The following is a 23,792-nucleotide window of genomic DNA, read 5'->3' as shown; positions in this document are numbered from 1 at the left end:
CAGGCAGGACACGCCGTAAACCCATCCCTGGGGGCTCGATGGCGCCATCCATGGCGCCAACGGTCCTGCCTGCCCACACCGCCCCGCCGCCCCACGGAAGCCAGCAGTTGCTGTTGCTTCGGCTTTTGCCTTTGATTCGGCAGGTGCAGGGCTGCACGCCCTGCTCGACCCACCTCACACCGTGATGGTCTGGGTCAGCGACTCCCAGGTCGGTGGCACCGGCCACGCTGCGGCCTGGTTTCCATCCAGCACCCGCCGCAGGTCGCGCGGATCAATCTGTGGGGCCAGCACGTGCACCAGCTCCAGCGCGTAATCACGCAGCACGCGGTCGCGCGGCAACACCGCCCAGGCGATGCACTCGCTGATCGGATCCGGCGCCGGCCACGACCTCAGGTCTTCGTCATTGGAACTGACCGCCATCTCGGCCAGCAGGCCTACGCCCAGGCCAGTACGCACGTAGGTCTTGATCAGGTCGGCGTCGAGCGCGGTCAGTGCCAGGTCGGGCACCAGCCCATTGGCGGCGAAGGCGCGCTGCAGCGACGAATTCGGGCGGGTCGAGGATTCATAGCTGATCAACGGCTGGCGGGCCAGCGTGGCCAGGTCCGGTGCGCGGCCCGCACGGTCCAGCGGGTGGCCCTTGGGTACCACCACCAGGCGTCGCCAGCGGAACAACGGCACCGCGATGCCATCGGTGGGCTCACCGCCAGCGGTGCTGATGATGGCGATATCCGCGTCACCCTGGTTCAGGCGATCCAGCGCGTCAGCTTCACCGGCCTGCTGCAGGTGCACGCTGACCTGCGGGTAGGCCTGCTTGATCGCCGCCACCGCCGGCGGCAGCACGAAGCGCGCCTGGGTGTGCGTGGTGGTGAGGATCAGCTGGCCCTGGCTCTCGCGCCGCTGGTTGGCCGCGTACGTACGGATGTTGTTGGCCTCGGCCAGCACCGCGCGGGCACGGGCGATCACCTCGGTGCCGGCCGGGGTAACCGACTCCAGGCTGCGCCCCTTGCGCACGAACAACAGGAACCCGAGCTCGTCCTCCAGCTGCTTGAGCTGCTTGGACAGGCCAGGCTGGGTGGCGTGCACGCGCGAGGCGGCCAGCGTGATGTTCAGCTCGGCGTCGGCGATGGCAACCAGGTAGCGCAGCTGGGTCAGCGTCATGGGCGGGCAGGCGGCGTGGGGCGGAGGTCCACTCTAGGGTCAATTGCCGTCACCAGCTTATAACCAAAGGTTGTTTAAGAAAGGTATCTGGTCATTTCCGGGCGTCATATGCCGGCGCTACGGTCAGCCGGCAGCCGCTGGCCTGAGCAGCCAGCCCTCCCCCTTCGCCCGCCGAAGCCCGGCGCGGCCCCGTTTCCGGAGCGCTTCCATGGCCCTGTACGACTCCATTCTCGATACCGTCGGCAACACCCCCATCGTCAGGCTGCAGCGCCTGGCGCCGCCACAGGTCAGCGTCTATGCCAAGGTCGAGTCGTTCAACCCCGGTGGCTCGGTGAAGGACCGCCTGGCGCTGGCGATCATCCTCGACGCCGAAGCACGCGGCCTGCTCAAGCCGGGCGACACCATCGTGGAGGCCACCTCCGGCAATACCGGCGTGGCACTGGCGATGGTTGCCGCCGCGCGCGGCTACAAATTCGTGGCCACCATGGTCGAAACCTTCTCGGTCGAGCGCCGCAAGCTGATGCGTGCCTACGGCGCCAAGGTGATCCTGACCCCGGCCGCCGAGCGCGGCAGCGGCATGGTGCGCAGGGCGGCCGAGCTGGCCGAGCAGCACGGGTGGTTCCTGGCCAGCCAGTTCGCCAACCCGGCCAACCCGGCGTATCACCGCAACACCACCGCTGCCGAGATCCTGCGCGACTTCGCCGGCAAGCGGCTGGACTACTTCGTCAGCGGCTGGGGCACCGGCGGCACGCTCACTGGCGTAGGCGAAGTGCTGAAGGTGGCACGCCCGCAGACCCGCATCATCGCCACCGAACCGGCCGGCGCCGCCCTGCTCAAGGGGGATGACTGGAAGCCGCACAAGATCCAGGGCTGGACCCCGGACTTCGTGCCGGACGTGCTCAACCGCGACGTGGTGGATGAACTGGTCTCGGTCGAAGATGACCGCGCGATCGCCACCGCGCGCCGCCTGGCCGCCGAGGAAGGCATCTTCGTCGGCATCTCCGCCGGCGCCACCGTGGCCAGCGCACTGGACGTCGCTGCCCGCGCTGAACCGGGTTCGGTGATCCTGGCGATGCTGCCGGACACGGGTGAACGCTATTTCTCCACACCGCTGTTCGCCGATGTGAACGAAGGGTCCGACGACGATTGGCTGGCCGGCCTGCCGTGACACCCGGGGTCAGAGCCTTTTCCATCCGGAAAAGGCTCTGACTCCATCCTGCTGCATGCCCGGGGTCGGATCCCTTTTCCGGATGGAAAAGGCTCCGACCCCGTTCTGCTTCAGCCTGCGTGAAGGCGTCGCCGGCCATCGTGCGCGAAGGCCGTTGGATCGCAGCGCGTGAGACGGTCATGACGCAGCATCGATGCCCTGTCCCCTACCGTGGGAACAGCCGGCGCAGATGCTGCGCGGATCACCTCACAGGCAGGAGACGGACGCATGAAGATCGAGGTTTGGCAGGGCGACATCACGACCCTGACGGTGGATGCGATCGTCAACGCGGCCAATGAAACGCTGCTCGGTGGCGGCGGTGTAGACGGCGCGATCCATCGTGCGGCCGGGCCCGCCTTGCGGGCCGAATGCGAGCAGTTGCCGGAGCTGCGCCCGGGCGTGCGTTGCCCGACGGGTGAAGTGCGCGCCACCGGTGCCCATGCGTTGCCGGCGCGCCATGTACTGCACACGGTAGGCCCGGTCTGGCACGACGGCCAGCGCGATGAACCGGCGTTGCTGGCCAACTGCTACTGGAAGTCACTGCAGCTGGCCGAATCACTGGGCGTGCACTCCATCGCCTTCCCGGCGATCAGCTGCGGCGTGTATGGCTACCCGTTGTACCAGGCCGCGCAGATCGCGGTCACCGAAACACTGGCCTGGCAGCGCAGCCATGCGCAACCGATGCGCATCGTGCTGGTGGCGTTCAATACCGCAACGGCCAAGGCCTACCAGCAGGCGTTGAGCGCCGCCGGGCAAAGTGCTGAAAGCGAACCGCGTGAGTCGCTGCTGCCGCCGCTGGGCGATGCGGGCCTTGCCACCGTGCACTGAATCCGGCGGTCAGCGTCAAGGAAGAGGCCGGGCATTGCCCGGCCTTTCCTGTAGCACCGTTGTCCACACTCCCACCGAGTGTGGAACACGTTCAACGGCTGGCAGCTTCCACCGCGGCGGCATCATCGGCCACAGCAGCGGCGGCGTCGGCAGCAGCACTTGCCGCCGAGGCCGCAGCCTCGTCGGCGCTGGCGCCGTCCACCTGCACGCGTACTTCCACCATGCCCGCGCCGTTGCTCAGGCTGGACACCTCGACGGTGTAATGACCAGCCGGCAACGCTTCTTCCAGGCGTGCGTTGGTACCGTTGCCACCGTCATCGTCGGTCAGTTCGACATCGCCGCCAACCACGCGCAGCACGGTATCGAGCTGGCCGGAGATCGCATCCAGCCGCACATTGGTCGGACGGTCCAACGTCAGCAGGAAGCGGCGGACGCCATCGTTGTCGAGCATCGTGTACACGCTGCCGGACTTCGGCAATGCGGTGCCATCGCGATCGACCAGGTTGCCCGGCAGCTCGATGCGATTGGCCGACAAGGTGAACATGCCACTGACGCCGTCGCCCAGGCCGCGCGCGGTCAGCGTGTACTTGCCCGGCTTCAGTGACAGGGTCAGGCGCGAGTTGATGCTGTCGCCGCCGTCGTCATTCTCGGCATCCACGCCCTGCCCGGAAAGCTTCAGCACCGGGTCGAAGGCATCCGAGACCAGCCGGATCTCGTACAGGCCCGCCTTGTCCACCTGCAAGGTGTAGTCCTGCGAGTTGCTGGCCAGCATATCGACGATCTCGCCACTGCCCACCAGCGGCTTGCCGTCGTACGGCTTCAGCTTCTCGGCGCGAAGGCGATAAGGGCCGAACGCGGTCGGGCCATCGGCGTTGACTGCCACCTGGTAGGTACCACTGCCGTTGGCGCGGAAAGCCAGCGAGACGTCCCCCTCGCGCTCATAGCCGGTGTTGCTGGTGGATACCAGGCTGCCATTGTTGAACACCGCAATCGAGCCGCTGAGGGCACCGGTAAGCTTCAGGCCGACCAGCTCCCTGTCTTCCAGCTTGATCTGGTAGAGCTGGTGATGGCTGCCGTCGTTGAAGTTGATGCCGCTGCGCGAGGTGATCTCGCCGGAGACCGGCTTGTCGAAATCGAGCGACGCGGCCTTGCCCGCATCCGCGCCGCCGCCGATGCGGTTGCATCCGCCGGCGACCAGGACCGTGGCTACGGCCAGTGTGATTGCTGCCAAACGCATGTTGTTTCTCCTTGGCCTTCCATGTGGTTCCCACGCACCGGCCAGGCGCATGGGGGCGGAAAAGATACCCGCAAAAGCAAACGCCGGCGTGATGCCGGCGCTGCCTTGTTCATCCAGCGATGGGACGGATCAACCGTTCCACTTGCCCAGCGCCGCCAGGCCGTTGTCCCTGGCGCGCTCGTACACGGTCTTCTGGGCAGCAGCGTAGTTGCCCTTCATGTCCTTGGCCCACAGCTTCAGCGCGGCCTGCTGCATGGCGCGGCCGTAGGAGAAGCTCAGCGGCCACGGCAGGTTGCCCAGCTGGTTCATCGCGTTCAGGTGCTCGGTGGACTGCTCGTCGCTCTGGCCACCGGACAGGAACACCACGCCCGGCAGGATCGCCGGCACGGTGCTCTTCAGGCACATCACGGTCGACTCGGCCACTTCCTCGACATCGGCCTGCTCCTCGCAGTCCTTGCCGGAGATGACCATCGACGCCTTCAGGATGGTGCCTTCCAGCAGCACGTTCTGCTGGTACAGGGCGTCGAACAGCGAACGCAGGGTGGCTTCGGTGACTTCGTAGCAGGTCTCGATGTCATGATCGCCGTCCATGATCACTTCCGGCTCGACCATCGGCACCAGGCCGCATTCCTGGCACAGCGCTGCATAGCGGGCCAGCGCATGGGCGTTGGATTCGATGCAGGTACCCGACGGGATGCTCTCGCCGATGTTGATGACGGCACGCCACTTGGCGAAGCGCGCGCCCAGCTTGTAGTACTCCTGCAGGCGCTCACGCAGGCCATCGAGGCCTTCGGTCACCAGCTCGCCCGGGCAGCCGGCCAGCGGGTGCGCACCCTTGTCCACCTTGATGCCCGGAATCATGCCGTGGTCGGCCATGTACTTGGCGAACGGCACGCCGTCCTTGGTCGACTGGCGGATGGTTTCGTCAAACAGGATGGCGCCGGAAATGTGCTCGTTGAGCTTCGGCGTGGTCAGCAGCAGCTCGCGGTAGGCGCGACGGTTCTCCTCGGTGTTCTCGATACCGACGCCGGCGAAACGCTTGGCGATGGTAGCGGTGGATTCGTCGATCGCGATGATGCCCTTGCCCGGGGCGACCATGGCCTGGGCGGTTTCAGCCAGCTGTTCGATGCTCATGTATTTCCTGTGGCGGGTGCGGGAAAAACACAAGTATAGCCCCGCGGCCCGTTGCCTCGCCGTGGAGGACAGGATGGAAACGCTTCCAATGTCCGCACCGGACACGCCGTGTCCCGCCGTCGGGGGTCAGGGCCCCTGCGGGGATCTGACCCCGGGGTCGGATCCGCAACGCGGCGCCGGCCCCAGGGCAGCACTACTTACAGGTCGCCCAGGCCGATGGCGCGGCCGTCCTCACCCACTTCCAGCAGGCGCAGGGTATTGGTGGCACCGTGGGTTTCCATGTGCTCGCCACTGGTGAACACGACGCGATCACCGGCCTGCAGCAGTTCCGATTCCACCAGCAGGCGGATGCTGCCGCGCGCGGCTTCGCGCGGGGTCAGGCCGCGGCTGTCGAAGTTGATCGGGAACACATCGCGCATCAGCGCCATCTGGCGGCGCGCGCCGTCATGGCGGGTCACCGCGAACACCGGCGCCTTGGCGCGGAAACGCGACAGGTAACGCGCCGTGCCACCGGATTCGGTCATCGCCACGATCGCGCGCACGCCCACGTGCTGCGACAGGAACATGGTGGCCATGGCAATCGCCTGGTCGGCACGTTCCAGGTTGCGCGGCGATGCGTTGAAGTCGGTCTCGGTCTGGAACTGGCGCTCGGCCCCCAGGCAGATGCGTGCCATCGCTTCCACGGCCTTGACCGGGTAGGCGCCAGCGGCAGTTTCCGCCGACAGCATCACTGCGTCGGTGCCGTCGATGACCGAGTTGGCCACGTCCAGTACTTCGGCGCGGGTCGGGATCGGGCTTTCCACCATCGACTGCAGCATCTGCGTGGCGGTGATCACCACCTTGTTCTGCGCCAGCGAGGCCTTGATGATCTTCTTCTGCAGGCCCGGCAGCTCGGCATCGCCGATTTCCACGCCCAGGTCGCCACGGGCGACCATCACCACGTCGCTGGCCTCAACGATTTCTTCCAGGTTCTCGATTGCCTCGGTGCGCTCGATCTTCGACACCAGCGCGGCATCACAGCCGTGCGAACGGGCGATGTCGCGCGCATCGTTCATGTCCTGCGCATTGCGGCAGAACGACACGGCGATGAAGTCCACGCCGATCTTGGCAACGATGCCGATCAGCTCCTTGTCGCGCTCGGTCAGCGCACCCAGCGAGAGGCCGCCGCCCTGCTTGTTCAGGCCCTTGCGGTCGGACAACACACCATCGTTGAGCACGGTGTTGACGATACGGTCGCCCTGCACTTCCACCACCTGCAACTGCATCAGGCCGTCGTCGAGCAGCAGCACATCACCCGGGCCGACGTCCTGCGGCAGGCCAAGGTAGCTCACGCCCACCTCGCTGGCAGTGCCCGGGCCGGCGTTCTCGCTGGCGATCAGGTCGAAGCGGTCGCCCGCCTTCAGCTGCACCTTGCCTTCAGCGAAGCGCTCGATGCGGATCTTCGGGCCCGGCAGGTCGGCCAGGATGCCCACTTCCACGCCCACGCGGGCCGCAGCGGCACGCACTTCGGCGGCACGCTTGGCCTGGCCGGACGGATCGCCATGGCTGAAGTTCAGGCGCACCACGTTGACGCCGGCGCGGAACAGATCCTCCAGCACGCCCGGCGGGTCAGTGGCCGGACCGAGGGTGGCAAGGATCTTGGTGCGACGCTGACGCTCGAACATGGTGGATGGGCCTCTCCCGGTAAAGAACGGAAATTAGCACATCCTTCACGCCGCATGTATACGGTTACAGCCTTGTGCCGCCTGACTTCGCGGGTCATGGAGCGGACATCGTCCGGACATACGCTGGCGCAGGGGGGGCGGTTCTGTGGGGCCGAGCATGGGCTCGGCTCTACAGGAAGCTAGGCCAGCAGCGTTTCCAGCTGCGCCGGCTCACGTGCCAGCTGACTGGCACCGGCTTCCGTCAATTCCGCCTCTCCGCCAAAGCCCCACAGCACGCCGACACTGCGCAGGCCATGGTGGCGCGCGCCTTCGATGTCCATGCGCCGGTCGCCGATCATCCAGCACCGTGCCGGCTGCACCTGCAGCCGGCGCAGTGCCTCGCCGACCAGTTCCGGCTTGTGGCTGCGCGAGCCATCCAGGGTTGAACCGACGATCTCCTCGAACAGCCCACCGAACGGCAGGTGGGCGAGGATGCGGCGCGCGTGCGGCTCGTTCTTGGCGGTGACCACCGCCAGCCGGTGTCCACGGCCATGCAGCGTGCGCAGCGTGCCTTCCACCTGCGGGTACACCGTGTGCTCGCGCCAGCCTTCGACGTCGAAGCGCTCCCGGTAGTAGCCCACGGCCTGTTCCACCCGCGCCGGTTCGACGAACAACGGCGCGAAGGTGGTGCGCAGCGACGGACCGATCCAGCCCAGCAGGGTTTCCCGCGGCGGCACCGGATGGTCCATCTTCTGCAGCGCATAGGCGATGCAGGCGGTGATGCCCACCTGCGAATCGATCAGCGTGCCGTCGAGATCGAAGAACAGCACATCCTTGCCGCGCTCGGCACTCATGCGCCGCGCGCGTCGAGTGCGGCGACAGCCGGCAGGGTCTTGCCTTCCAGGAATTCCAGGAACGCGCCGCCACCGGTGGAGATGTAGCTGACGTCCTTGGCGATATCGAACTTGTCGACCGCCGCCAGGGTGTCGCCACCGCCGGCGATGGAGAACGCCTTCGAGCTGGCGATCGCGCGGGCCAGCGCTTCGGTGCCCTTGCTGAAGGCTTCGAACTCGAACACGCCGACCGGGCCGTTCCAGACCACGGTGCCGGCCTTCTCGATCAGCTGCGCGTACTGCGCGGCGGTCTGCGGGCCGATGTCCAGGATCAGGTCGTCTTCGGCAACGGCATCGACCGCCTTCACTTCCGCGGCAGCGTCGGGCAGGAACTGCTTGGCGGTGACCACGTCCACCGGCAGCGGAATGTCGGCGCCGCGCGCCTTGGCATCGGCCACGATCTTCTTCGCGGTATCCAGCAGGTCCGGCTCGTACAGGGACTTGCCGACGTTGTAGCCAGCTGCGGCGATGAAGGTGTTGGCGATGCCGCCACCGACGATCAGCTGGTCGACCTTGCCAACCAGATTGGCCAGCAACTCCAGCTTGGTGCTGACCTTGCTGCCGGCGACGATGGCCAGCAGCGGCTTGGCCGGTGCATCCAGTGCCTGCGCCAGCGCGTCCAGCTCGGCCATCAGCAGCGGGCCACCGGCCGCGACCGGTGCGAAGCGGATGACACCATGGGTGGAGGCCTGCGCACGGTGCGCGGTACCGAAGGCATCCATCACGAACACGTCGCACAGGGCGGCGTACTTCTTCGACAGGGCCTCGTCATCCTTGCCCTCGCCGACGTTCATGCGGCAGTTTTCCAGCAGCACCAGCTGGCCCGGCTGCACGTCGACGCCGTCGACCCAGTCGCGCACCAGCGGAACGTCGCGGCCCAGCAGCTCGGACAGGCGCTGGGCGACCGGTGCCAGCGAATCGGCCTCGCTCCACACGCCTTCCTTCGGGCGCCCCAGGTGCGAGGTGACCATCACCGCCGCGCCCTGCTCCAGCGCGCGCTTGAGCGTCGGCAGCGAAGCGGTGATGCGCTGTTCGGAGGTGATGCGGCCATTCTCGATCGGCACGTTCAGATCCTGGCGGATCAGCACGCGCTTGCCGGAGAGGTCGAGGTCGGTCATGCGGACAATGGACATGGGCAACTCTTTGGCTCGGGGACGGGATGCCGGTCTGCGGCAGACGGCCATTGTATCGGGTGCGGCTGGTGGGAGGGCCGATGCCTGCGGCAGGCAGAGGCGCAGGGCAAATGCAACAGCAACGGCAACGGCCAAAGCGCTGGCGCTTCGTGGTGCTGTGAGTGGGCCGGGGTGGTGTGGGCTGGCAGGGGACGCCGTGAATCCATCCCTGGAGGCTTGGCAGCCGCATCCATGCGGCTGACACCCCTGCCAGCCCACACCGCCCCGGCCTCGACAGGCACCTGAGGTGATGCAGATGGCAAAGGCAAAAGCGGTTTCTGGTGTCGGAGAAAAATGTAGAGCCGAGCCCGTGCTCGGCTGGGTCTATCGCGAACAGCAGCCGAGCATGGGCTCGGCTCTACAAAGAGCGCCCTGCCAAGCAGCTTTTGCTCTTCTTTTTTTCTTTCCGTGGGTGGACGCACACGGAAATTGTCAGAGGCCGGGCGGGGTGGGTTCGCGGAGGTGTCAGCCGCATGGATGCGGCTGCCAAGCCGACAAGGACGTACTTGCGGCGTCCCCCGCGAACCCGCCCCGCCCGGCCAAGCGCTGCTTTTGCTTTTGCTTTACGCGACCAACCGCCCACTCACGAGGGGCTGCGCCGTTCGCTGGAACCTATTCCGAAGGCGCAGGCTTCTGCCGAAGCAGGCTGAGCGCCAGGCCACCCACCACCAGTACGCCCAGGCCCAGCAACGCCCACAGCAACCACGATTTCCAATCGCGCTGCGGCTTCAGCGCCGCATCGCCGGCCAGCGGCTCCGGACTGCCTTCCAGGCGCGCCAGTGTTGGCTGCCACGAAGGATCGTTGCGCTGCCGAAGTTCCTCGATCAGCACCCCGATCGGCGCGTCCGTGCGGCGCGCGGTCGCGCTGCCCACCGCCAGTGCGTAGGGCGCCGCACCCTGGCTCAGGAACACCAGCACTTCCGGCTGGTAGCCCAACCGCAGTGTCGGCGCGGTGGCGGTTTCCGCCGGATTCGCCACCAGTTTCCAGTAGCGGTCGCGGTGCACCCCGCCCAGCGGCTGTGCCGCCGACTGCTGGCGCTGGCCCTGCGTGCCCTGCTGCACCTGATAGGCGATCCACGGCGCGCTGCGACGTTGCCATTCCGCACTCTCGTCATCGCGGCTGAACAGCGTCCATTGCACGAGGCTGTTATCGGTGCTGGCCACATCGGCACGCGCCACCGGGAACCGGCCATCCATCTCGAAGGTGTACTCGCCCTTGCCAGACGACGTCGGCTCCAGCGACAGCCATTCCCAGGGCAGCGTGGCCGGTGCTGGCGGCAGTTCCGCCAGTACGCCGCGCAGGGTCGGCAGGCGCGAGTCGCCCTGCGCCAGGATGCGCAGGTAGCGTGCAGCGCCGTCCACCTGCAGGCGGCGCTGCAGCAGGCGCTTGCCGGCGCGCTGCAGATCCACCAGCGGCACGTCGCGGCCAATCGATCGCCAGTGCTGCAGGTCGTCACTGGCATCCAGCTGCACCTGCGCCTGCAGCGGCTGGCCGCTGTCGGTCCAGTCCAGCACCAGTGCCGCCAGCGGCTGCTGGTCGAGCATGCTGGCGTCGATCAGCCAGCCGCCCTGCCCGCTCGCCGCTGCCCCGCCACCCACCCGCGCTTCGACCCGGCGCACGCGCCCATCGGTATCGCGCTCGGTCAGCAGCTGCAGGTCGTTGCGCTGGGCATCGGCCAGCGGCGGCAGCACGAACCACGGCAGTTCACGCTGCACCGGCGACTGCGCCAGCGGCTGGTCCGGCGCCAGCAGTGCCGACGGCAACAACTGGCTGGCCGCGTTGAACACCTGCAGATCGCTGAGATCGGCGGTTACGGCACGACGGTAGATCGCCGGCTCCAGCACGATACGGTAGGCACCGGACTGCGCACTGGACAATGTAAGCGGCCATTGCTCGGCATACTGCGTGCGGTAATCAGCCGCCTGTACCACGACGGCGGCCAGCATGCCGAACATCGCCGGCAGCAGCGCCCTGCTCCACTTCCTCATTGCGTTTCCTCCACGGTCGGCGCCGCGCTTGGCGGTGCCGGTGCCAGATAACCCACGACCGTGCACAGCAGGCCGTAGGCGATGAACGATGCGATGCCCAGCAGGTTGCCCAGGTGCTGGCGATCGACAATAACCAGCTTGGCCAGCACCACGCCCATCAGCACGGCACCGACCATCCACAACACACGCTGGCTGCGACGCGAACCCCACACCCAGGCAATCACACCCAGCACGCTCCACAACACGGTCAGGCTGGTCTGCGCCAGGCTGAAGCGCATCATCGACGCATTCCACGCCAGTCCACCCCATTGGTGTACGCCATGCAGCACCAGGCTGGTCAACGCGAGGAAGGCCGCCAGTGCCAGCAGCGGCATGCGGATGTTCAGCAATGCCTGCGGTGCCTCACTGCCGTACAGCCAGCGCGCCAGCAGCAGCAGGCTCAGCCACTGGCCGATCTCCGCCGGATTCAGCACCGGCAGCCACAGCAGCGGCGCGGCGTCGCCCGGCAGCAGCTGGCCGAACAGCCAGCCGATCGCCAGCAGGCCGAACAGCACGCACTGCAGCGGGACGCGCACGCTGTCGAAGGCCGCGCCCAGCGGCCAGCGCAATGCGTTCCAGCGCCACAGCGACAGCGCCGCCATCAGCAGCCACGGCAAAGTCACCAGCAGGGTCGTCCAACCCTGCGCCAGGCCGGCCTCGCCACCACCCCACAAGGCCAGCAGCGAAAGCAGCGACGGCCACAGCAGCCACCACAGGAACTGCGCGATGCGGGCCACGGTATCGCCGCCCTGGCGCAGGCACAGCAGGGTCCGCACGCCCAGCACCGCGAACACCGCCCAGGCCAGCGCGCCATGGCCGGCGAACGGCTGGTGGTGTGCATCGCTCTGCATCAGGGCCAGTGGGAAGCCCAGCGCGAGCATGGCCAGCGCAGTAACGCCCAGCGCACGCGCCGGCTGGCGACGCTGCGCTTCGGCCGCCAGCCAGGCAGTGACCGCGGCCAGCACCAGCAACGCGTCCACTTCGGTGCGATACGGGAAGAAGCGGGTGATCTCATGGACCAGGCCGCCCAGCCACCACAGCAGGCCCCACAGGTAATACACCAGTGCGACCTCATGACGCGGCCTGCGCTGGTAGCTCCACGCCGACGCGAAGCCGGCCAGGGCCAGCAGCAGCGCGCCAATGGCGGTGGGGTTGATCAGGAAGCGCAGGTCTTCGTGCCAGTGATCGCCACCGGCAACGAAGGCGAATGCGGCGCCGATCTGCAGCAACGCGCCGGAGACCTGCGGCAGCCAGCGCTTCTGGCGCAGCCCCAACCACGCCAGGCCAGCACCTTCCAGTGCAAACACGGCGCCGGTGGCGCGCGCCGACAATGCCAGCGGCACCGCCAGCGTGGCAAACCCCACCGCGAGCACCGCATGCGACTGCGCCAGCATGGTGTACGACGCACGTGCGATCAGCGCCCGGGCCAATACCGCGTAGATCGCCGCCAGGCCCAGCGCGCACAGTGCCAGCGTCATCGGTTGCGCGTGCAGCATGCCTGCCTGCAGCGAGAACGCGACCAGCGGCGTGCCGAACACCAGGCTGCCATCGATCAGGTCACGGCGGCCGGCCGGCTGGCGACGCGCGTACAGCAGCGGTATCAGCAGGTAGAACACGAAGAACAGCGCCAGGAAGGGCTCGGTGCTGCTGAACTTGTCCGGCGCGTACTGCAGCACGCCCCAGAAGGTGCCAATGCCGAAGGTGAAGGCGAACCCCAGCAGGTTCAGCGCGCGCCACGGGCGGAACCACGCGATGGCGAAGATGCCCGCGTTGAGCACGGCGTAATAGCTGAACAGCCCCACGTGGTTGCCACTGCCGGTGGACAGCCACAGCGGTGCCATGAAGCCGGCCAGGATGCCCAGTACGGCCAGCGTGCGCGAGTTCTGCACCACCGCCAGCACGCACAGCCCGGCCACCAGTGCGATCGAACTGGCAAAGGCAAAGGCCGGCGGAATCAGGTCGAAGCGCTTGAACGCCGCGAAGATGGTCAGCAGCAGTACGCCGATGGCACCGCCCTGCAGCGCCAGCGCAAACAGCCGCCGGCGTTCACGCTGGTGCCAACCGAAGGCCAGCAGGCCCAGCGCAGCCACGGTGATGCCGGCAAGGCGCAGTTCGATCGGCAGCACCAGCCAGCCCTGGTCGCTGACGTACTTCAGCAGCGCTGCGACACCGGCCAGCAGCACCAGCATGCCGATCTTGACCGGCACGTTGCCTTCGGTGAACCAGCGTTTGACCGCACCGATGCCACGCTCGATGACGTTGGGCAGTGCCGGTTCGGAAGGCAGCGGCGGCTGCACCGGCACCGGCGGCACCGGCGGTGGCGCAGCAGGACGGGGGACAGGCACCCCGGTGGGCGTTGCTTCGCGCACCGGTGGCTGCGGGGGCTGAGGCGCAGCAGCGGCGGCCGGCCGCAGGAACGGTGGATCGGCGCTGGCAGCAGGTGCGGCCACAGGCCGTTCAGGCGCGGGTGCGGTGGCGGCCGGCCTGACGGCGGCCGGCGCGGCGGCCATCGCGCTTTCCAGCGCAGCGACGCGGCGGCGCAGGCCGGCAATCATCACCAGCGCGACCACCAGCAACAGCGGGATGGCCAGAAGAACCAGTACGACCAGGGCTATCAGTGCTTCCATTGCGTGCTTCCAATGCGATCCCGCGCCCCAGCGGCGGCGGTCGACCGCCCCATGCTACGACAGGGTGGGTCCCATAAACGACGAACCCCGGCCAGGCCGGGGTCCGTCTGCGATCTACACCGGCCTTACTTGGCGGCGATGACCTTGGCCATTTCCAGGCACTTGTTGGAGTAGCCCCACTCATTGTCGTACCAGGTCACCAGCTTGACGAAGGTGCCGTCCAGGGCGATGCCGGCGTCGGCGTCGAACACCGAGGTGCAGGTCTCGCCGCGGAAATCGGTGGCCACGACCTTGTCTTCGGTGTAGCCGAGGATGCCCTTCAGCGCGCCTTCGCTCTGTGCCTTCACTTCAGCGCAGATCTCGGCGTAGGTGGCTTCCTTCTCCAGCTCGACGGTCAGGTCGACCACCGACACGTCCGAGGTCGGGACGCGGAAGCTCATGCCGGTCAGCTTCTTGTTCAGTTCCGGGATGACCACGCCGACGGCCTTGGCCGCACCGGTGGACGAGGGAATGATGTTTTCCAGGATGCCACGGCCACCGCGCCAGTCCTTGTTGGACGGGCCATCGACGGTCTTCTGGGTGGCGGTGGCCGCATGCACGGTGGTCATCAGGCCGCGCTTGATGCCCCACTTGTCATTGATGACCTTGGCCAGCGGGGCCAGGCAGTTGGTGGTGCACGAGGCGTTGGAGATGATTGCCTGGCCAGCATAGGTCTTGTCGTTCACGCCGAACACGAACATCGGCGTGTCGTCCTTCGACGGGGCCGACATGATGACCTTCCTGGCGCCGGCATCGATGTGCTTCTGCGCGGTTTCCTTGGTCAGGAACAGGCCGGTGGCTTCCAGCACCACGTCGGCGCCGACTTCGTCCCACTTCAGGTTGGCCGGGTCGCGTTCCTGGGTCAGGCGGATCTTCTTGCCGTTGACCAGCAGGTCGTTGCCCTGCACCGCCACGTCGGCCTTGAAGCGGCCGTGCACGGAGTCGTACTTGAGCATGTAGGCCAGGTAATCCGGCTCCAGCAGATCGTTGATGGCCACGATTTCGATGTCGTCGCCGAAGTTCAGCACCGCCGAGCGCAGGACGTTACGCCCGATGCGACCGAAACCGTTGATACCAACCTTGATTGCCATTTCTCAAGCTCCTGCAGCCGCGACGGGTGCGGCGGGATGGATAGGGCCCACAAGTCTAGCAGGCCGGGGCTGGCCACCGTGGGCCAGGCCGGGCCGCCAGCAGGTCGGCGGACAGGATTTGATCCGGATCAAAGCGTTAGCGCGGCGTGAGGCCGAGACTGTCGCCATCCACCCAGCAACGAGAACACCCCCATGCGCAAGACCTCCCCCCTGATCGTGGCCAGCCTGGCCGCCGCCCTGTCGCTCGCCGCCGCCCCGGCCATGGCCCAGTCCAAGGGCGACTGGACCGTTTCGGCCGGCGTGCATCAGGTGGCGCCGAAGTCGAACAACGGCTGGCTGGCCGGCGGCACCCTGAAGGTCGACGTCGACAACGACGTCAAGCCGACCATCACCGGCGAGTACTTCATCGCCGACAACCTGGGCATCGAAGTGCTGGCCGCACTGCCGTTCAAGCACGACATCAACATCAACGGCCTGGGCCGCGTCGGCAGCACCAAGCAGCTGCCGCCGGTGGTGACCCTGCAGTACCACTTCAACAGCAAGGGCAAGGTGTCGCCGTTCGTCGGTGCAGGTGTGAACTACACCACCTTCTTCAGCGAAGACACCACCGGTGCATTGGCCGGCAGCAAGCTGAAGCTGCAGGATTCGTGGGGCCTGGCCGCGCATGCGGGCATCGACTTCGCGATCGGCGAGAAGGGCGCCCTGCGCGTGGACATGCGCTGGATCGACATCGACAGCAAGGTGAAGTTGAACGGCGAGAAGATCGGCACGGTCAATATCGATCCGCTGGTCTACGGCGCTTCGTACGTCTTCAAGTTCTAAAGCGGTGTGTTGAGTGCGGGGGGCTTCGCCCCCCCGCTCCCCCGCTACATGCAAAAACCCTCGCAGCATGTTGCCCCGGTGATTGCCGGGGCTTTTTTGTTTGTGCGAGAAGCACCGGCTTCTGGAATTAGGCGGAGAGGGTGAGGTGATCGGGACACGCCGCAAATACGTCCCTGTAGGCTCGATCGCCGCATCCATGCGGCGAACGGTCCCGCTCACCTCACCCTCTCCACCCTTCCCATCTGCGCGCGCGTACCAGCTCAAGCAAAAGCAGCAACAACGCCCGGTCATTCGAAGCGTAATGGTTGCCTGCAACTGCAGGAGGCCGATTCTGATCCCGCATTTGTTTTTGATCCTGCCTTTGACGTTTCCATCTGCCTCCGCGGCCATGTTTGGAGGGGAGCGCAGCGGGAGGGGCGGCGGGACCGTTGGTGCCATGGATGGCGCCATCGAGCCTCCAGGGACGGATTCACGGCGTGTCCCGCCGCCCCTCCCGCTGCGCTCCCACTTCGGAACAGGAACGCGCCGCTCTTCAATCCACCTACCCCGCTAGAATGTGTGCATGAAAGCCCTGCACTCCCTGTTCCTCGCCGCCGCCCTGGCGCCGGCCCTGCTGTCCGTCTCCGCCCCCGCCCATGCCTGGGGCGCGCAAGGCCACCGCCTGGTTGCCGAAGTCGCCGACGCCCGCCTCAACCCCGCCGCCCGCGCCGAAGTGGACCGCCTGCTGGCCACCGAAGCGGACGCCACCCTGGCCAGCATCGCGCCGTGGGCCGACCAGCTGCGCGCCAAGGACCCCGGCCTGGGCCGTCGTTCGGCCGGCTGGCACTACGTCAACATCGCCGAAGACGACTGCCATTACGAAGCACCGAAGCACTGCAGGAACGGCAACTGCATTGTCGAGGCCCTGAAGGCACAGAGCACCATTCTTGGCGACCGCAGCCTGACCGACGGCGAGCGCCTGCAGGCGCTGAAGTTCGTCGTGCACCTGGTCGGCGACATCCACCAGCCGATGCACGCCGGTTACGCCCACGACAAGGGCGGCAACGATTTCCAGCTGCAGTTCGGCAACCGTGGTACCAACCTGCATTCGCTGTGGGACAGCGGCATGCTCAACACCCGCAAGCTGGACGATGCCGGCTATCTGCCAGTGCTGCAGAGTCAGCGCGCACCGAAGCTGGCGCGCCAGTCCAACCCGCAGCGCGACCCGCACGCCTGGGCCGAAGCCAGCTGCCGCATCTCCATGCAAGCTGGCGTTTATCCGGCGTCGCATAAAATTGGTGACGAATACACCGAGCGCTACCGGCCGCTGGCCGAAGCGCAGCTGCGACTGGCCGGTGAGAACCTGGCGCAGTTGCTGAACCGCGTGCTAGGCACGCGCTGAGGAGAATTCCGATGCCGGTCCAGGTGCAGTCGTTCTTCCACCGTGACAGCAACACCTTCAGCTATCTAGTCAGCGACCCGGCCAGTGGCGAGGCGGCGCTGATCGACCCGGTCCTGGACTACGACCCGGATACCGACGCCAGCAGCGAATCACCGCTGCGCGGGGCATTGCAGGCCATCGAACAGCAGGACCTTCAGCTGCGCTGGCTGCTGGAAACCCATGCCCATGCCGACCATGTATCGGCCGGGCGCCGGCTCAAGCAGCGCTTTCCGCACGCCACGCTGGCCATCGGCGAAGGCATCCGCGCGGTGCAGGCCACGTTCGCGCCGCGCTATGGCCTGCAGCTTCCGGCCGCCGATGAGATCTTCGATCACCTGTTCAGCGACGGCGAAACCTTTGCCATTGGCGAGCTGCAAGGACAGGTGATCGCCGTGCCCGGCCACACCAGCGACAGCATCGCCTACCTGATCGGCGATGCGCTGTTCACCGGCGACTCGCTGTTCATGCCCGACGGCGGCACCGCCCGCTGCGATTTCCCGGGTGGCGATGCCGCGCAGCTGTACCGCTCGATCCAGCGCCTGCTGGCGCTGCCCGATACCACCCGCGTGTTCGTCTGCCACGACTACGGCCCGGGGGGCCGTGATTTCGCCAACGAAACCACCATCGGTGAACAGCGCGCGCACAACATCCACGTGCATGACGGTGTGGCCGAGGCAGAGTTCGTCAGCGTGCGCCAGGCCCGCGATGCGACGCTGGAAGAACCGAAGCTGATGCAGCCTGCGGTAAAGGCCAATATCCAGGGCGGGGCCTGACGTACGCCGGGCTGAGCCCGGCGCCATCGGTTTCCATCACGGACCGCGAGTGTTCATTTTCCCTGCGTGCGCACCACATGCTGGCCCTTCACGATCTCGAAGGTGAAGGCGTACTGCAGGGTGACCGCCACCGGCTCGACGCGCTCGGCGCCCCGGCAGTCACCGCGGTCGGCAGGCACCTTGCCAGCCGCGAAGTGGCAGACCGCTGCGGACGAGTACTTCCACATCGCCACGGCCTCCTGCGCAGCCTCAATCAGGGGCGCATTCTCGCGTGCGGCTCCTGCGGCGCAGTCCTGGCGATCGGTCAGCGGCATGCTGCGTTCGACACCGCCCTGCGCATCCACCACTACCTGCAGGCAGATGGTGGTCGGCGCCAGTTCAGCACGCGGGTCACGATCGCCGACCTCCGGGTCCGGTGCCGCGTACAACTGCGGCACCCGGTAGCCCTCGGTCGCACCCAGCGAATACGCCTGCAACTGCCCACTGCCACCGCCCGCCTGCGGCTGCAGTCGCTGGTGGCCGACACTCTCGCTGCGGGTGTGCACGGTGGCCAGCCGTTCCTGGCTCGCACACCCCATCATCAGCGCTGCCACCACGAGCAGCGGCGCGGACTTCACTGGGCGTCCTCGCTGTCGTCCATCGCAAAGGTGATCGGAATCTTCACTGCGCCTGCCACCGGCTTGCCGTTCTTCATCGCCGGCCGATAGGTCCAGCTGCGCGCTGCGGTGATCGACACCGCGTCGAACACGCCCGGATTGGTGGCACTGAGCACCCTGACATCGGTGGGGTGGCCGCTGGCGTCCACTTCCACGCGCAGGTTCACCACGCCCACCTGGCGTTGCTCGAACGCGGACCTGGGATAGGAGGGCGGTGGCATCTTGACGACCTGGATCTCCCGATCCGTGACCGCCGCTACCGGGCGGCCGGCCATCGCACCGCCCTGGCTGGCCCACGCTACTGCGCCCATTCCCAGGCACAACCCGACGACCAGCACCTGCCCCGATACCCACGGCAATGCCTTCCGCTTGGACTGCTTCAACATGGCGATACGCTCCTTCAACACGGGTTGGCTGCGCCAATGGCAGACCGCTGGCGCAACCGGGTGGACCAGCTGCGCCTTCAGCAGCGTGCTGGCGTAAGGCCCGCGCAGCGCAGGCTGCGGGGCGATGGTGCGGGCATCGCAGGCCAGTTCCTGGTCGCGCAGGAAGCAGCGTGCAGCCCAGAGCACCAGCGGGTGGAACCAGAACACCGCACGCATAAGCAGCAACGCACCATTGGCCCAGTGATCGCCATTGCGGCGGTGGCTGCGCTCGTGCTGCAGGATCAGCCCCTGTTCCTGTGCGCTGAACTGTTGATCGAAGTCCGGGCCAACCACGATTCGCGGCCGCCACAGGCCAACCAGTGCTGGCAGGCCTGGGTCACCACTGGCCTGCCAGCTGCCATCGGCGCGCGGCTTCAGCGGGCCCATGCGCCGTTCGAAACGACGCTGTGCGCGCAGGTCGCGCAGCAGGCAGATGCCCATGCCCAGCGCCCATGCCAGCAGCAACAGCGGTGCCCATGGCAGCGACGGCCCTGCCAGTTCGTCCACGGCCCCTGGCTCGACTTTCAGCGGCACTGTCGGCACGTGCTGCAACAGCGCAGCCTGCGGCAACGGCAGCAGCAAGGTCACCAGCAGCATCGGCAACAACCACCAGCTGCGATAAGCCAGTCCAGCGCCCCCCATCCACACCAGCAGCGGTCGCAGCACGGCCAGCAGAATCACCCCCATGGCCAGCCACACGCTGGCCTGCCACAGTCCACCGAGCAGCTCAGTCATGGTCCAGCTCCTGGATCAGCTTCTTCAGTTCGGCGATGTCCTGTGCGCTCAACTGGCCGCGTTCGCTGAAGTGCGCCACCAGCGGCGCCACGCGCCCTTCGAAGACACGGCCGATGAAGTCCTGGCTCTGCGCCTCCACCCACGCCTGGCGCTGCAACAGCGGGCGATACAGATAGCGCCGGCCATCGCGCTCGGCGGCGATCGCGCCCTTGGTCAGCAGGCGGTTGAGCAGGGTCTTGATGGTCGGCTCGGCCCAGTTGCGGTGGGCCAGCGCGGCGACCACCTCGTCGGCGCTGCGCGGTGCCTGATGCCACAGCACCTCCATCACAACGGCTTCGGCTTCGCTGATCGGGGTCATGGTTTACATCCGTAATCGACAGATCGATTACGCGCGTAATCGAACCGGCTGTCAAGCCCCTCGACTCCGGATTCATCGGCTTTGCGCCAGCATCGAGCCCTCCCGGCCGAGGCCTCGGATGAAAGCGCTTCCCAAGAAGGATTTCCCGGTCGAGCAGGCCCGACGCTTCCTCGAACCCGGCCCGATCGTGCTGGTCAGCACCGCCTGGCGCGGCCAGCACAACCTGATGACGATGGGCTGGCACATGGTGATGGGCTTCTCGCCGTCGCTGGTCGCCACCTACCTGTGGAATGAAAACCACAGCCATGCACTGGCCGTCGGCAGTGGCGAGTGCGTGATCAACGTACCCGGGGTGGAACTGCTCGATACCGTGGTGGACATCGGCAACTGCAGCGGCCGCGAGGTCGACAAGTTCGCCCGTTTCGGGCTCGATGCGCTGCCCGCGCGCGAGGTCGGCGCGCCGCTGGTCGGGCAGTGCCACTCGAACTTCGAATGCCGGTTGTACGACGACAGCCAGGTGGCGTCGAGCAATCTGTTCATCTGGGAGATCGTGCGCGCCCATGTTGCGCCCCGGCCGAAACTGCCGCGCACGGTGCATTACCGCGGCGATGGGCAGTTCATGGTGTCCGGCGCAGAAGTCTCGCGTCGACGGCGGTTCAAGCCCGACATGCTGTAATGCCCGCACTCCCCCACACGCAGGACCGCCGCGCATGACCGAACACCTCACCGACCTGGACGCCGCCGTCGACTGGCTGTTTGCGCGCGTGGACGGGCCGCTGCGGATCGGGGCACCGCTGGCACTGGGCAAGCCGCATCGGCTGCTCAACGCCCTGTATGCGCGCGTCGAGCACGATCCCTCACGGCCGCTGCAGCTGTATACCGCGCTGTCGTTGAACCCGCCGAAGGCGCGTGGCAACGGCCTGGAGGCACGCTTCCTGGCGCCGTTCGCGCAGCGCCACTTCGGCGACGATTTCCCGCGCCTGGCCTATGCCGATGCACTCGCGCGCGACGCGTTGCCAGCGCACGTGCAGGTGGAAGAGTTCTACATGCAGTCCGGCGCCCTGCTCGGTTCGCGGCAGGCGCAATCCAGCTATACCAGCCTGAACTACACCCACGCCGCCGATGCGGTCGCTCAGCGCGCGCCGCAGGTGATCGTGCAGAAGGTGGCGATGCGGCCGAATGACCGTCGGCTTTCGCTGTCGTGCAACAACGACATCACCCAGGACACGCTCGATGCGATGACCGCGCGTGGCCTGCCACGCCCGTTGCTGATTGCCGAGATCGATCCGCAGCTGCCCTATCTGGGCGGCTCGGCGACGGTCGATGTGTCGTTCTTCGATCTGGTGATCACTCCGCCTCCGCCGTACCCGGCGCTGTTCGGGCTGCCGCGGCAGCCGGTCGGCGATGCCGACTACGCCATCGGCCTGTATGCCAGCACCCTGGTACGCGATGGCGGCACCCTGCAGATCGGCATCGGCACGCTGGCCGATGCCCTCAGCCATGCGCTGGTGCTGCGCCACACCGACAACGCGCGCTACCGCCGCGTGCTGCACGCGCTGGATCCGCAGCTGGCCAGCCACCCGCTGGTGCAGGAGATCGGCGGCGTGGATCCGTTCGAGGTGGGCCTGTACGGCTGCAGCGAGATGCTCAATGAAGGCTTCCGCCGCCTGGTGCAGACCGGGGTGATCAGGCGCAAGGTGCACGACGACCTGGCGCTGATGCAACGCATCGAGAATGGCAGCACGTTGTCGATCGACCACGCCACCCTCGCCGCAGAAGGCGAGTACCTGCATGGCGCGTTCTACCTGGGCTCGCCGGAGTTCTACGAGTGGCTGCGCACGCTGCCGGAAGACGAATGCCGTGCGATCGGCATGCGCCGCATCAGCGAGATCAACCAGCTGTATGGCGGTAACGAGGCACTGGAGCGCCTGCAGCGCCGCCATGCGCGCTTCTTCAATTCCTGCATGATGGCTACCGCGCTCGGCGCGGCGGCATCGGATGCGCTGGACGATGGACGCGTGGTGTCCGGCGTGGGCGGCCAGTACAACTTCGTGGCGATGGCACATGCGCTGCCGGAAGCGCGCAGCGTGCTGATGTTCCGTGCCGCGCGCGATGACAAGGGGCGCCGCGAATCCAACGTGCGCTGGAACTACGGGCACACCACCATCCCACGCCACCTGCGCGACATCTACCTCAACGAGTACGGCATCGCCGATCTGCGCGGGCTGACCGACGAGGACTGCGTGCATGCGATGACCGCAATTGCCGAAGCGCCCTTCCAGGGCGATCTGCTGCAGCAGGCACAGGCCTCGCGCAAGCTGCTGGCGGCGTCCCAGCCCGACCCGCAGCGCCTGCAGCGCAACACGCCCCAGGCGCTGGCGGCGGCACTGGCGCCGTTCCGCGCCGATGGCAGCCTGCCGGACTACCCGCTGGGCAGCGATTTCAACGAGATCGAGCAGGTGCTGGTCAAAGCGCTGGCGTGGCTGAAGGCCAACACGCAGACCCGCAGCGACAAGCTGCGCACCGTCTGGGCAGCGCTGCGGCAACGGGCCGGCGACGGCGATGCCGTGTACCTGCAGCGCATGGGCCTGCAGGCACCGAAAGATTTCGCCGAACGCCTGGACGCGCGGCTGCTGCGCCTGGCACTGGCACGCACCGCCTGAAAAAAGGGTACGGCGGGAATCAAGTCGTTTGTGCACATACGACTTGATTCCCTCCGTCCCCTTTTCTCATCCACGCCGGGCGTGGATCTACCGTCCGCTCCTCACTGAATGCTCAAGATACAGCCGGGCAATCGGTGGATGCGCTCGATGCTCGACCTGCCACAGGTCGTATGCCGCCTGCATCGCCAGCCACATGCGGGCATTGCCCAGACCTGCAAGCTCAAGGCGGAATGCGAGTTCTGCGGAGATGCCAGCGTGCCCGTTGATGATCGTCGACAGCTGGCCGCGCGAATAGCCAAGATGCTGCGCCAACGCACTGATCGACATACTGATCGCCGGCAGGACATCTTCGCGCAGCGAGTCCCCGGGATGGGGCGGTTCATGCAACGGCATCGAGCAGACTCCTAGTGGTAATCAAGGTAATCGACCAGTTCAACGTCGAGCCCACGGAAGCGAAACACCAATCGCCAACTGGCCGAGACACTTACAGCCCAGTAACCGCTATAGCTCCCGCGCAGGGGGTGCAGGCGATTTCCGGGCAACCCCATGTCCCCAGGCAGGCGGGCCTGATCCAACTGCAGAAGCAAACGCCGCAACCGAGCCACATGGTCGGCACGCACTCCGGAAATGTCGCCCCGCTCATAGAGCGCCTTCAGGCCTTTATGCCTGATGCTGACAATCATGCGGCGCCAGTGTAAGGTATCACCTTACACTCCCGCAATCCACGATGGGTTTCTGCGCCGCGCTTCTTGTCCATGACTACTTCTGAGGGTGCCTCAGTAGGCCCTCCTTCTCGCAGAGAACGCAGGTCAGATGAAGAGGCCAACGCGACAGCAGCACCGCCGGGCGGAACAGGCCGGGCAAAGGAAAAGGGACGGCGGGA

The 23,792-nt window shown here is 66.9% G+C and carries 21 protein-coding genes; 7 read left to right on the top strand and 14 right to left on the bottom strand.

All coding sequences use genetic code 11. The features are described from left to right. Positions 1–174 precede the first annotated feature (174 nt). The gene (locus ACM0PY_RS08685; RefSeq protein WP_180884827.1) at positions 175–1,158 is read right to left on the bottom strand and encodes a LysR family transcriptional regulator; all 984 of its coding nucleotides are present in this window, start codon (positions 1,156–1,158) and stop codon (positions 175–177) included. Between the two features lie 208 nt (positions 1,159–1,366). Here ACM0PY_RS08685 and cysK point away from each other — a divergent pair, with 208 nt between their 5' ends. Beyond that, complete coding sequence (cysK, locus tag ACM0PY_RS08680) at positions 1,367–2,326, top strand: cysteine synthase A (RefSeq protein WP_134972467.1); 960 nt, start codon at positions 1,367–1,369, stop codon at positions 2,324–2,326. Between the two features lie 267 nt (positions 2,327–2,593). Continuing rightward, complete coding sequence (locus ACM0PY_RS08675; protein WP_134972468.1) at positions 2,594–3,193, top strand: O-acetyl-ADP-ribose deacetylase; 600 nt, start codon at positions 2,594–2,596, stop codon at positions 3,191–3,193. A 91-nt stretch (positions 3,194–3,284) separates the two neighbouring features. On the opposite strand, the gene ACM0PY_RS08670 is transcribed toward ACM0PY_RS08675, so the two are convergent. From ACM0PY_RS08670 to gap, 8 genes are all read right to left on the bottom strand, one after another. Then, a complete protein-coding gene (locus ACM0PY_RS08670) occupies positions 3,285–4,430 on the bottom strand; it encodes a ribosomal L7Ae/L30e/S12e/Gadd45 family protein (RefSeq protein WP_134972469.1) in 1,146 nt (381 codons plus the stop codon). A gap of 129 nt (positions 4,431–4,559) precedes the next feature. Beyond that, on the bottom strand, positions 4,560–5,564 hold the full coding sequence (locus ACM0PY_RS08665; protein WP_019660018.1) for a class I fructose-bisphosphate aldolase: 1,005 nt from the start codon (positions 5,562–5,564) through the stop codon (positions 4,560–4,562). Between the two features lie 197 nt (positions 5,565–5,761). Beyond that, positions 5,762–7,228 carry a pyruvate kinase gene (pyk, locus tag ACM0PY_RS08660; RefSeq protein WP_005418863.1) on the bottom strand — a complete coding sequence of 489 codons (1,467 nt, stop codon included), beginning with the start codon at positions 7,226–7,228 and terminating at the stop codon, positions 5,762–5,764. 179 nt (positions 7,229–7,407) lie between these two features. Further along, positions 7,408–8,061: an HAD hydrolase-like protein gene (locus tag ACM0PY_RS08655; protein ID WP_134972471.1), complete on the bottom strand. Its 654-nt coding sequence runs from the start codon at positions 8,059–8,061 to the stop codon at positions 7,408–7,410. Then, a complete protein-coding gene (locus tag ACM0PY_RS08650) occupies positions 8,058–9,233 on the bottom strand; it encodes a phosphoglycerate kinase (RefSeq protein WP_180884826.1) in 1,176 nt (391 codons plus the stop codon). Before ACM0PY_RS08650 ends, ACM0PY_RS08655 begins: the two co-directional genes overlap by 4 nt. A gap of 651 nt (positions 9,234–9,884) precedes the next feature. Then, positions 9,885–11,261, bottom strand: coding sequence for a DUF3999 domain-containing protein (locus tag ACM0PY_RS08645; RefSeq protein WP_180884824.1), 1,377 nt, complete (start codon positions 11,259–11,261; stop codon positions 9,885–9,887). Further along, positions 11,258–13,927, bottom strand: coding sequence for a DUF2339 domain-containing protein (locus ACM0PY_RS08640; RefSeq protein ID WP_180895432.1), 2,670 nt, complete (start codon positions 13,925–13,927; stop codon positions 11,258–11,260). The genes ACM0PY_RS08645 and ACM0PY_RS08640 overlap by 4 nt, the downstream gene beginning before the upstream one ends. Positions 13,928–14,052: 125 nt before the next feature. Continuing rightward, a complete protein-coding gene (gene gap, locus ACM0PY_RS08635; RefSeq protein WP_005418885.1) occupies positions 14,053–15,057 on the bottom strand; it encodes a type I glyceraldehyde-3-phosphate dehydrogenase in 1,005 nt (334 codons plus the stop codon). Between the two features lie 192 nt (positions 15,058–15,249). On the opposite strand from gap, the gene ACM0PY_RS08630 reads away from it, so the two are divergent. The 3 genes from ACM0PY_RS08630 to ACM0PY_RS08620 all read left to right on the top strand — a co-directional run bounded on the left by ACM0PY_RS08630 (position 15,250) and on the right by ACM0PY_RS08620 (position 18,072). Beyond that, positions 15,250–15,879: an OmpW/AlkL family protein gene (locus ACM0PY_RS08630; protein WP_049410595.1), complete on the top strand. Its 630-nt coding sequence runs from the start codon at positions 15,250–15,252 to the stop codon at positions 15,877–15,879. A gap of 562 nt (positions 15,880–16,441) precedes the next feature. Next, entirely contained in the window at positions 16,442–17,260 is an 819-nt protein-coding gene (locus ACM0PY_RS08625; protein WP_180884820.1) for a S1/P1 nuclease, read from the top strand. Positions 17,261–17,271: 11 nt separating this feature from the next. Next, positions 17,272–18,072 (top strand): MBL fold metallo-hydrolase, encoded by an 801-nt coding sequence (locus ACM0PY_RS08620; protein ID WP_134972449.1) that lies wholly within the window; start codon positions 17,272–17,274, stop codon positions 18,070–18,072. 53 nt (positions 18,073–18,125) lie between these two features. Here the strand turns inward: ACM0PY_RS08620 and ACM0PY_RS08615 are convergent, their stop codons facing one another. Genes ACM0PY_RS08615 through ACM0PY_RS08605 form a run of 3 tightly spaced genes read right to left on the bottom strand, consistent with a single transcriptional unit; the run spans position 18,126 to position 20,246 of the window. Beyond that, entirely contained in the window at positions 18,126–18,689 is a 564-nt protein-coding gene (locus ACM0PY_RS08615; RefSeq protein ID WP_414609389.1) for a hypothetical protein, read from the bottom strand. Then, positions 18,686–19,888 carry a M56 family metallopeptidase gene (locus ACM0PY_RS08610; RefSeq protein ID WP_180884816.1) on the bottom strand — a complete coding sequence of 401 codons (1,203 nt, stop codon included), beginning with the start codon at positions 19,886–19,888 and terminating at the stop codon, positions 18,686–18,688. Before ACM0PY_RS08610 ends, ACM0PY_RS08615 begins: the two co-directional genes overlap by 4 nt. Continuing rightward, positions 19,881–20,246, bottom strand: a complete 366-nt coding sequence (locus tag ACM0PY_RS08605) for a BlaI/MecI/CopY family transcriptional regulator (protein WP_180884813.1) — start codon at positions 20,244–20,246, stop codon at positions 19,881–19,883. Before ACM0PY_RS08605 ends, ACM0PY_RS08610 begins: the two co-directional genes overlap by 8 nt. A gap of 118 nt (positions 20,247–20,364) precedes the next feature. Here ACM0PY_RS08605 and ACM0PY_RS08600 point away from each other — a divergent pair, with 118 nt between their 5' ends. Beyond that, a complete protein-coding gene (locus ACM0PY_RS08600) occupies positions 20,365–20,922 on the top strand; it encodes a flavin reductase family protein (protein WP_180884811.1) in 558 nt (185 codons plus the stop codon). Positions 20,923–20,956: 34 nt separating this feature from the next. Further along, positions 20,957–22,909, top strand: coding sequence for an acetyl-CoA hydrolase/transferase C-terminal domain-containing protein (locus ACM0PY_RS08595; protein ID WP_180884809.1), 1,953 nt, complete (start codon positions 20,957–20,959; stop codon positions 22,907–22,909). 87 nt (positions 22,910–22,996) lie between these two features. Here the strand turns inward: ACM0PY_RS08595 and ACM0PY_RS08590 are convergent, their stop codons facing one another. Both ACM0PY_RS08590 and ACM0PY_RS08585 read right to left on the bottom strand, forming a co-directional pair. Continuing rightward, on the bottom strand, positions 22,997–23,302 hold the full coding sequence (locus ACM0PY_RS08590; RefSeq protein WP_180884807.1) for a HigA family addiction module antitoxin: 306 nt from the start codon (positions 23,300–23,302) through the stop codon (positions 22,997–22,999). An 11-nt stretch (positions 23,303–23,313) separates the two neighbouring features. After that, a complete protein-coding gene (locus tag ACM0PY_RS08585; RefSeq protein WP_134972455.1) occupies positions 23,314–23,592 on the bottom strand; it encodes a type II toxin-antitoxin system RelE/ParE family toxin in 279 nt (92 codons plus the stop codon). Between the last annotated feature and the right edge of the window lie 200 nt (positions 23,593–23,792).

Origin of the sequence: Stenotrophomonas sp. BR163 (assembly GCF_047520985.2) — a bacterium.
GTDB lineage: Bacteria > Pseudomonadota > Gammaproteobacteria > Xanthomonadales > Xanthomonadaceae > Stenotrophomonas > Stenotrophomonas sepilia.
This window is presented reverse-complemented; position numbering and strand designations above follow the sequence as displayed.

Bases quoted from the DNA above. Each gene is read 5' to 3' on its own strand.
- ACM0PY_RS08685 (WP_180884827.1), bottom strand. From the start codon at position 1,158: ATGACGCTGACCCAGCTGCGCTACCTGGTTGCCATCGCCGACGCCGAG.
- cysK (WP_134972467.1), top strand. From the start codon at position 1,367: ATGGCCCTGTACGACTCCATTCTCGATACCGTCGGCAACACCCCCATC.
- ACM0PY_RS08675 (WP_134972468.1), top strand. From the start codon at position 2,594: ATGAAGATCGAGGTTTGGCAGGGCGACATCACGACCCTGACGGTGGAT.
- ACM0PY_RS08670 (WP_134972469.1), bottom strand. From the start codon at position 4,430: ATGCGTTTGGCAGCAATCACACTGGCCGTAGCCACGGTCCTGGTCGCC.
- ACM0PY_RS08665 (WP_019660018.1), bottom strand. From the start codon at position 5,564: ATGAGCATCGAACAGCTGGCTGAAACCGCCCAGGCCATGGTCGCCCCG.
- pyk (WP_005418863.1), bottom strand. From the start codon at position 7,228: ATGTTCGAGCGTCAGCGTCGCACCAAGATCCTTGCCACCCTCGGTCCG.
- ACM0PY_RS08655 (WP_134972471.1), bottom strand. From the start codon at position 8,061: ATGAGTGCCGAGCGCGGCAAGGATGTGCTGTTCTTCGATCTCGACGGC.
- ACM0PY_RS08650 (WP_180884826.1), bottom strand. From the start codon at position 9,233: ATGTCCATTGTCCGCATGACCGACCTCGACCTCTCCGGCAAGCGCGTG.
- ACM0PY_RS08645 (WP_180884824.1), bottom strand. From the start codon at position 11,261: ATGAGGAAGTGGAGCAGGGCGCTGCTGCCGGCGATGTTCGGCATGCTG.
- ACM0PY_RS08640 (WP_180895432.1), bottom strand. From the start codon at position 13,927: ATGGAAGCACTGATAGCCCTGGTCGTACTGGTTCTTCTGGCCATCCCG.
- gap (WP_005418885.1), bottom strand. From the start codon at position 15,057: ATGGCAATCAAGGTTGGTATCAACGGTTTCGGTCGCATCGGGCGTAAC.
- ACM0PY_RS08630 (WP_049410595.1), top strand. From the start codon at position 15,250: ATGCGCAAGACCTCCCCCCTGATCGTGGCCAGCCTGGCCGCCGCCCTG.
- ACM0PY_RS08625 (WP_180884820.1), top strand. From the start codon at position 16,442: ATGAAAGCCCTGCACTCCCTGTTCCTCGCCGCCGCCCTGGCGCCGGCC.
- ACM0PY_RS08620 (WP_134972449.1), top strand. From the start codon at position 17,272: ATGCCGGTCCAGGTGCAGTCGTTCTTCCACCGTGACAGCAACACCTTC.
- ACM0PY_RS08610 (WP_180884816.1), bottom strand. From the start codon at position 19,888: ATGACTGAGCTGCTCGGTGGACTGTGGCAGGCCAGCGTGTGGCTGGCC.
- ACM0PY_RS08605 (WP_180884813.1), bottom strand. From the start codon at position 20,246: ATGACCCCGATCAGCGAAGCCGAAGCCGTTGTGATGGAGGTGCTGTGG.
- ACM0PY_RS08600 (WP_180884811.1), top strand. From the start codon at position 20,365: ATGAAAGCGCTTCCCAAGAAGGATTTCCCGGTCGAGCAGGCCCGACGC.
- ACM0PY_RS08595 (WP_180884809.1), top strand. From the start codon at position 20,957: ATGACCGAACACCTCACCGACCTGGACGCCGCCGTCGACTGGCTGTTT.
- ACM0PY_RS08590 (WP_180884807.1), bottom strand. From the start codon at position 23,302: ATGCCGTTGCATGAACCGCCCCATCCCGGGGACTCGCTGCGCGAAGAT.
- ACM0PY_RS08585 (WP_134972455.1), bottom strand. From the start codon at position 23,592: ATGATTGTCAGCATCAGGCATAAAGGCCTGAAGGCGCTCTATGAGCGG.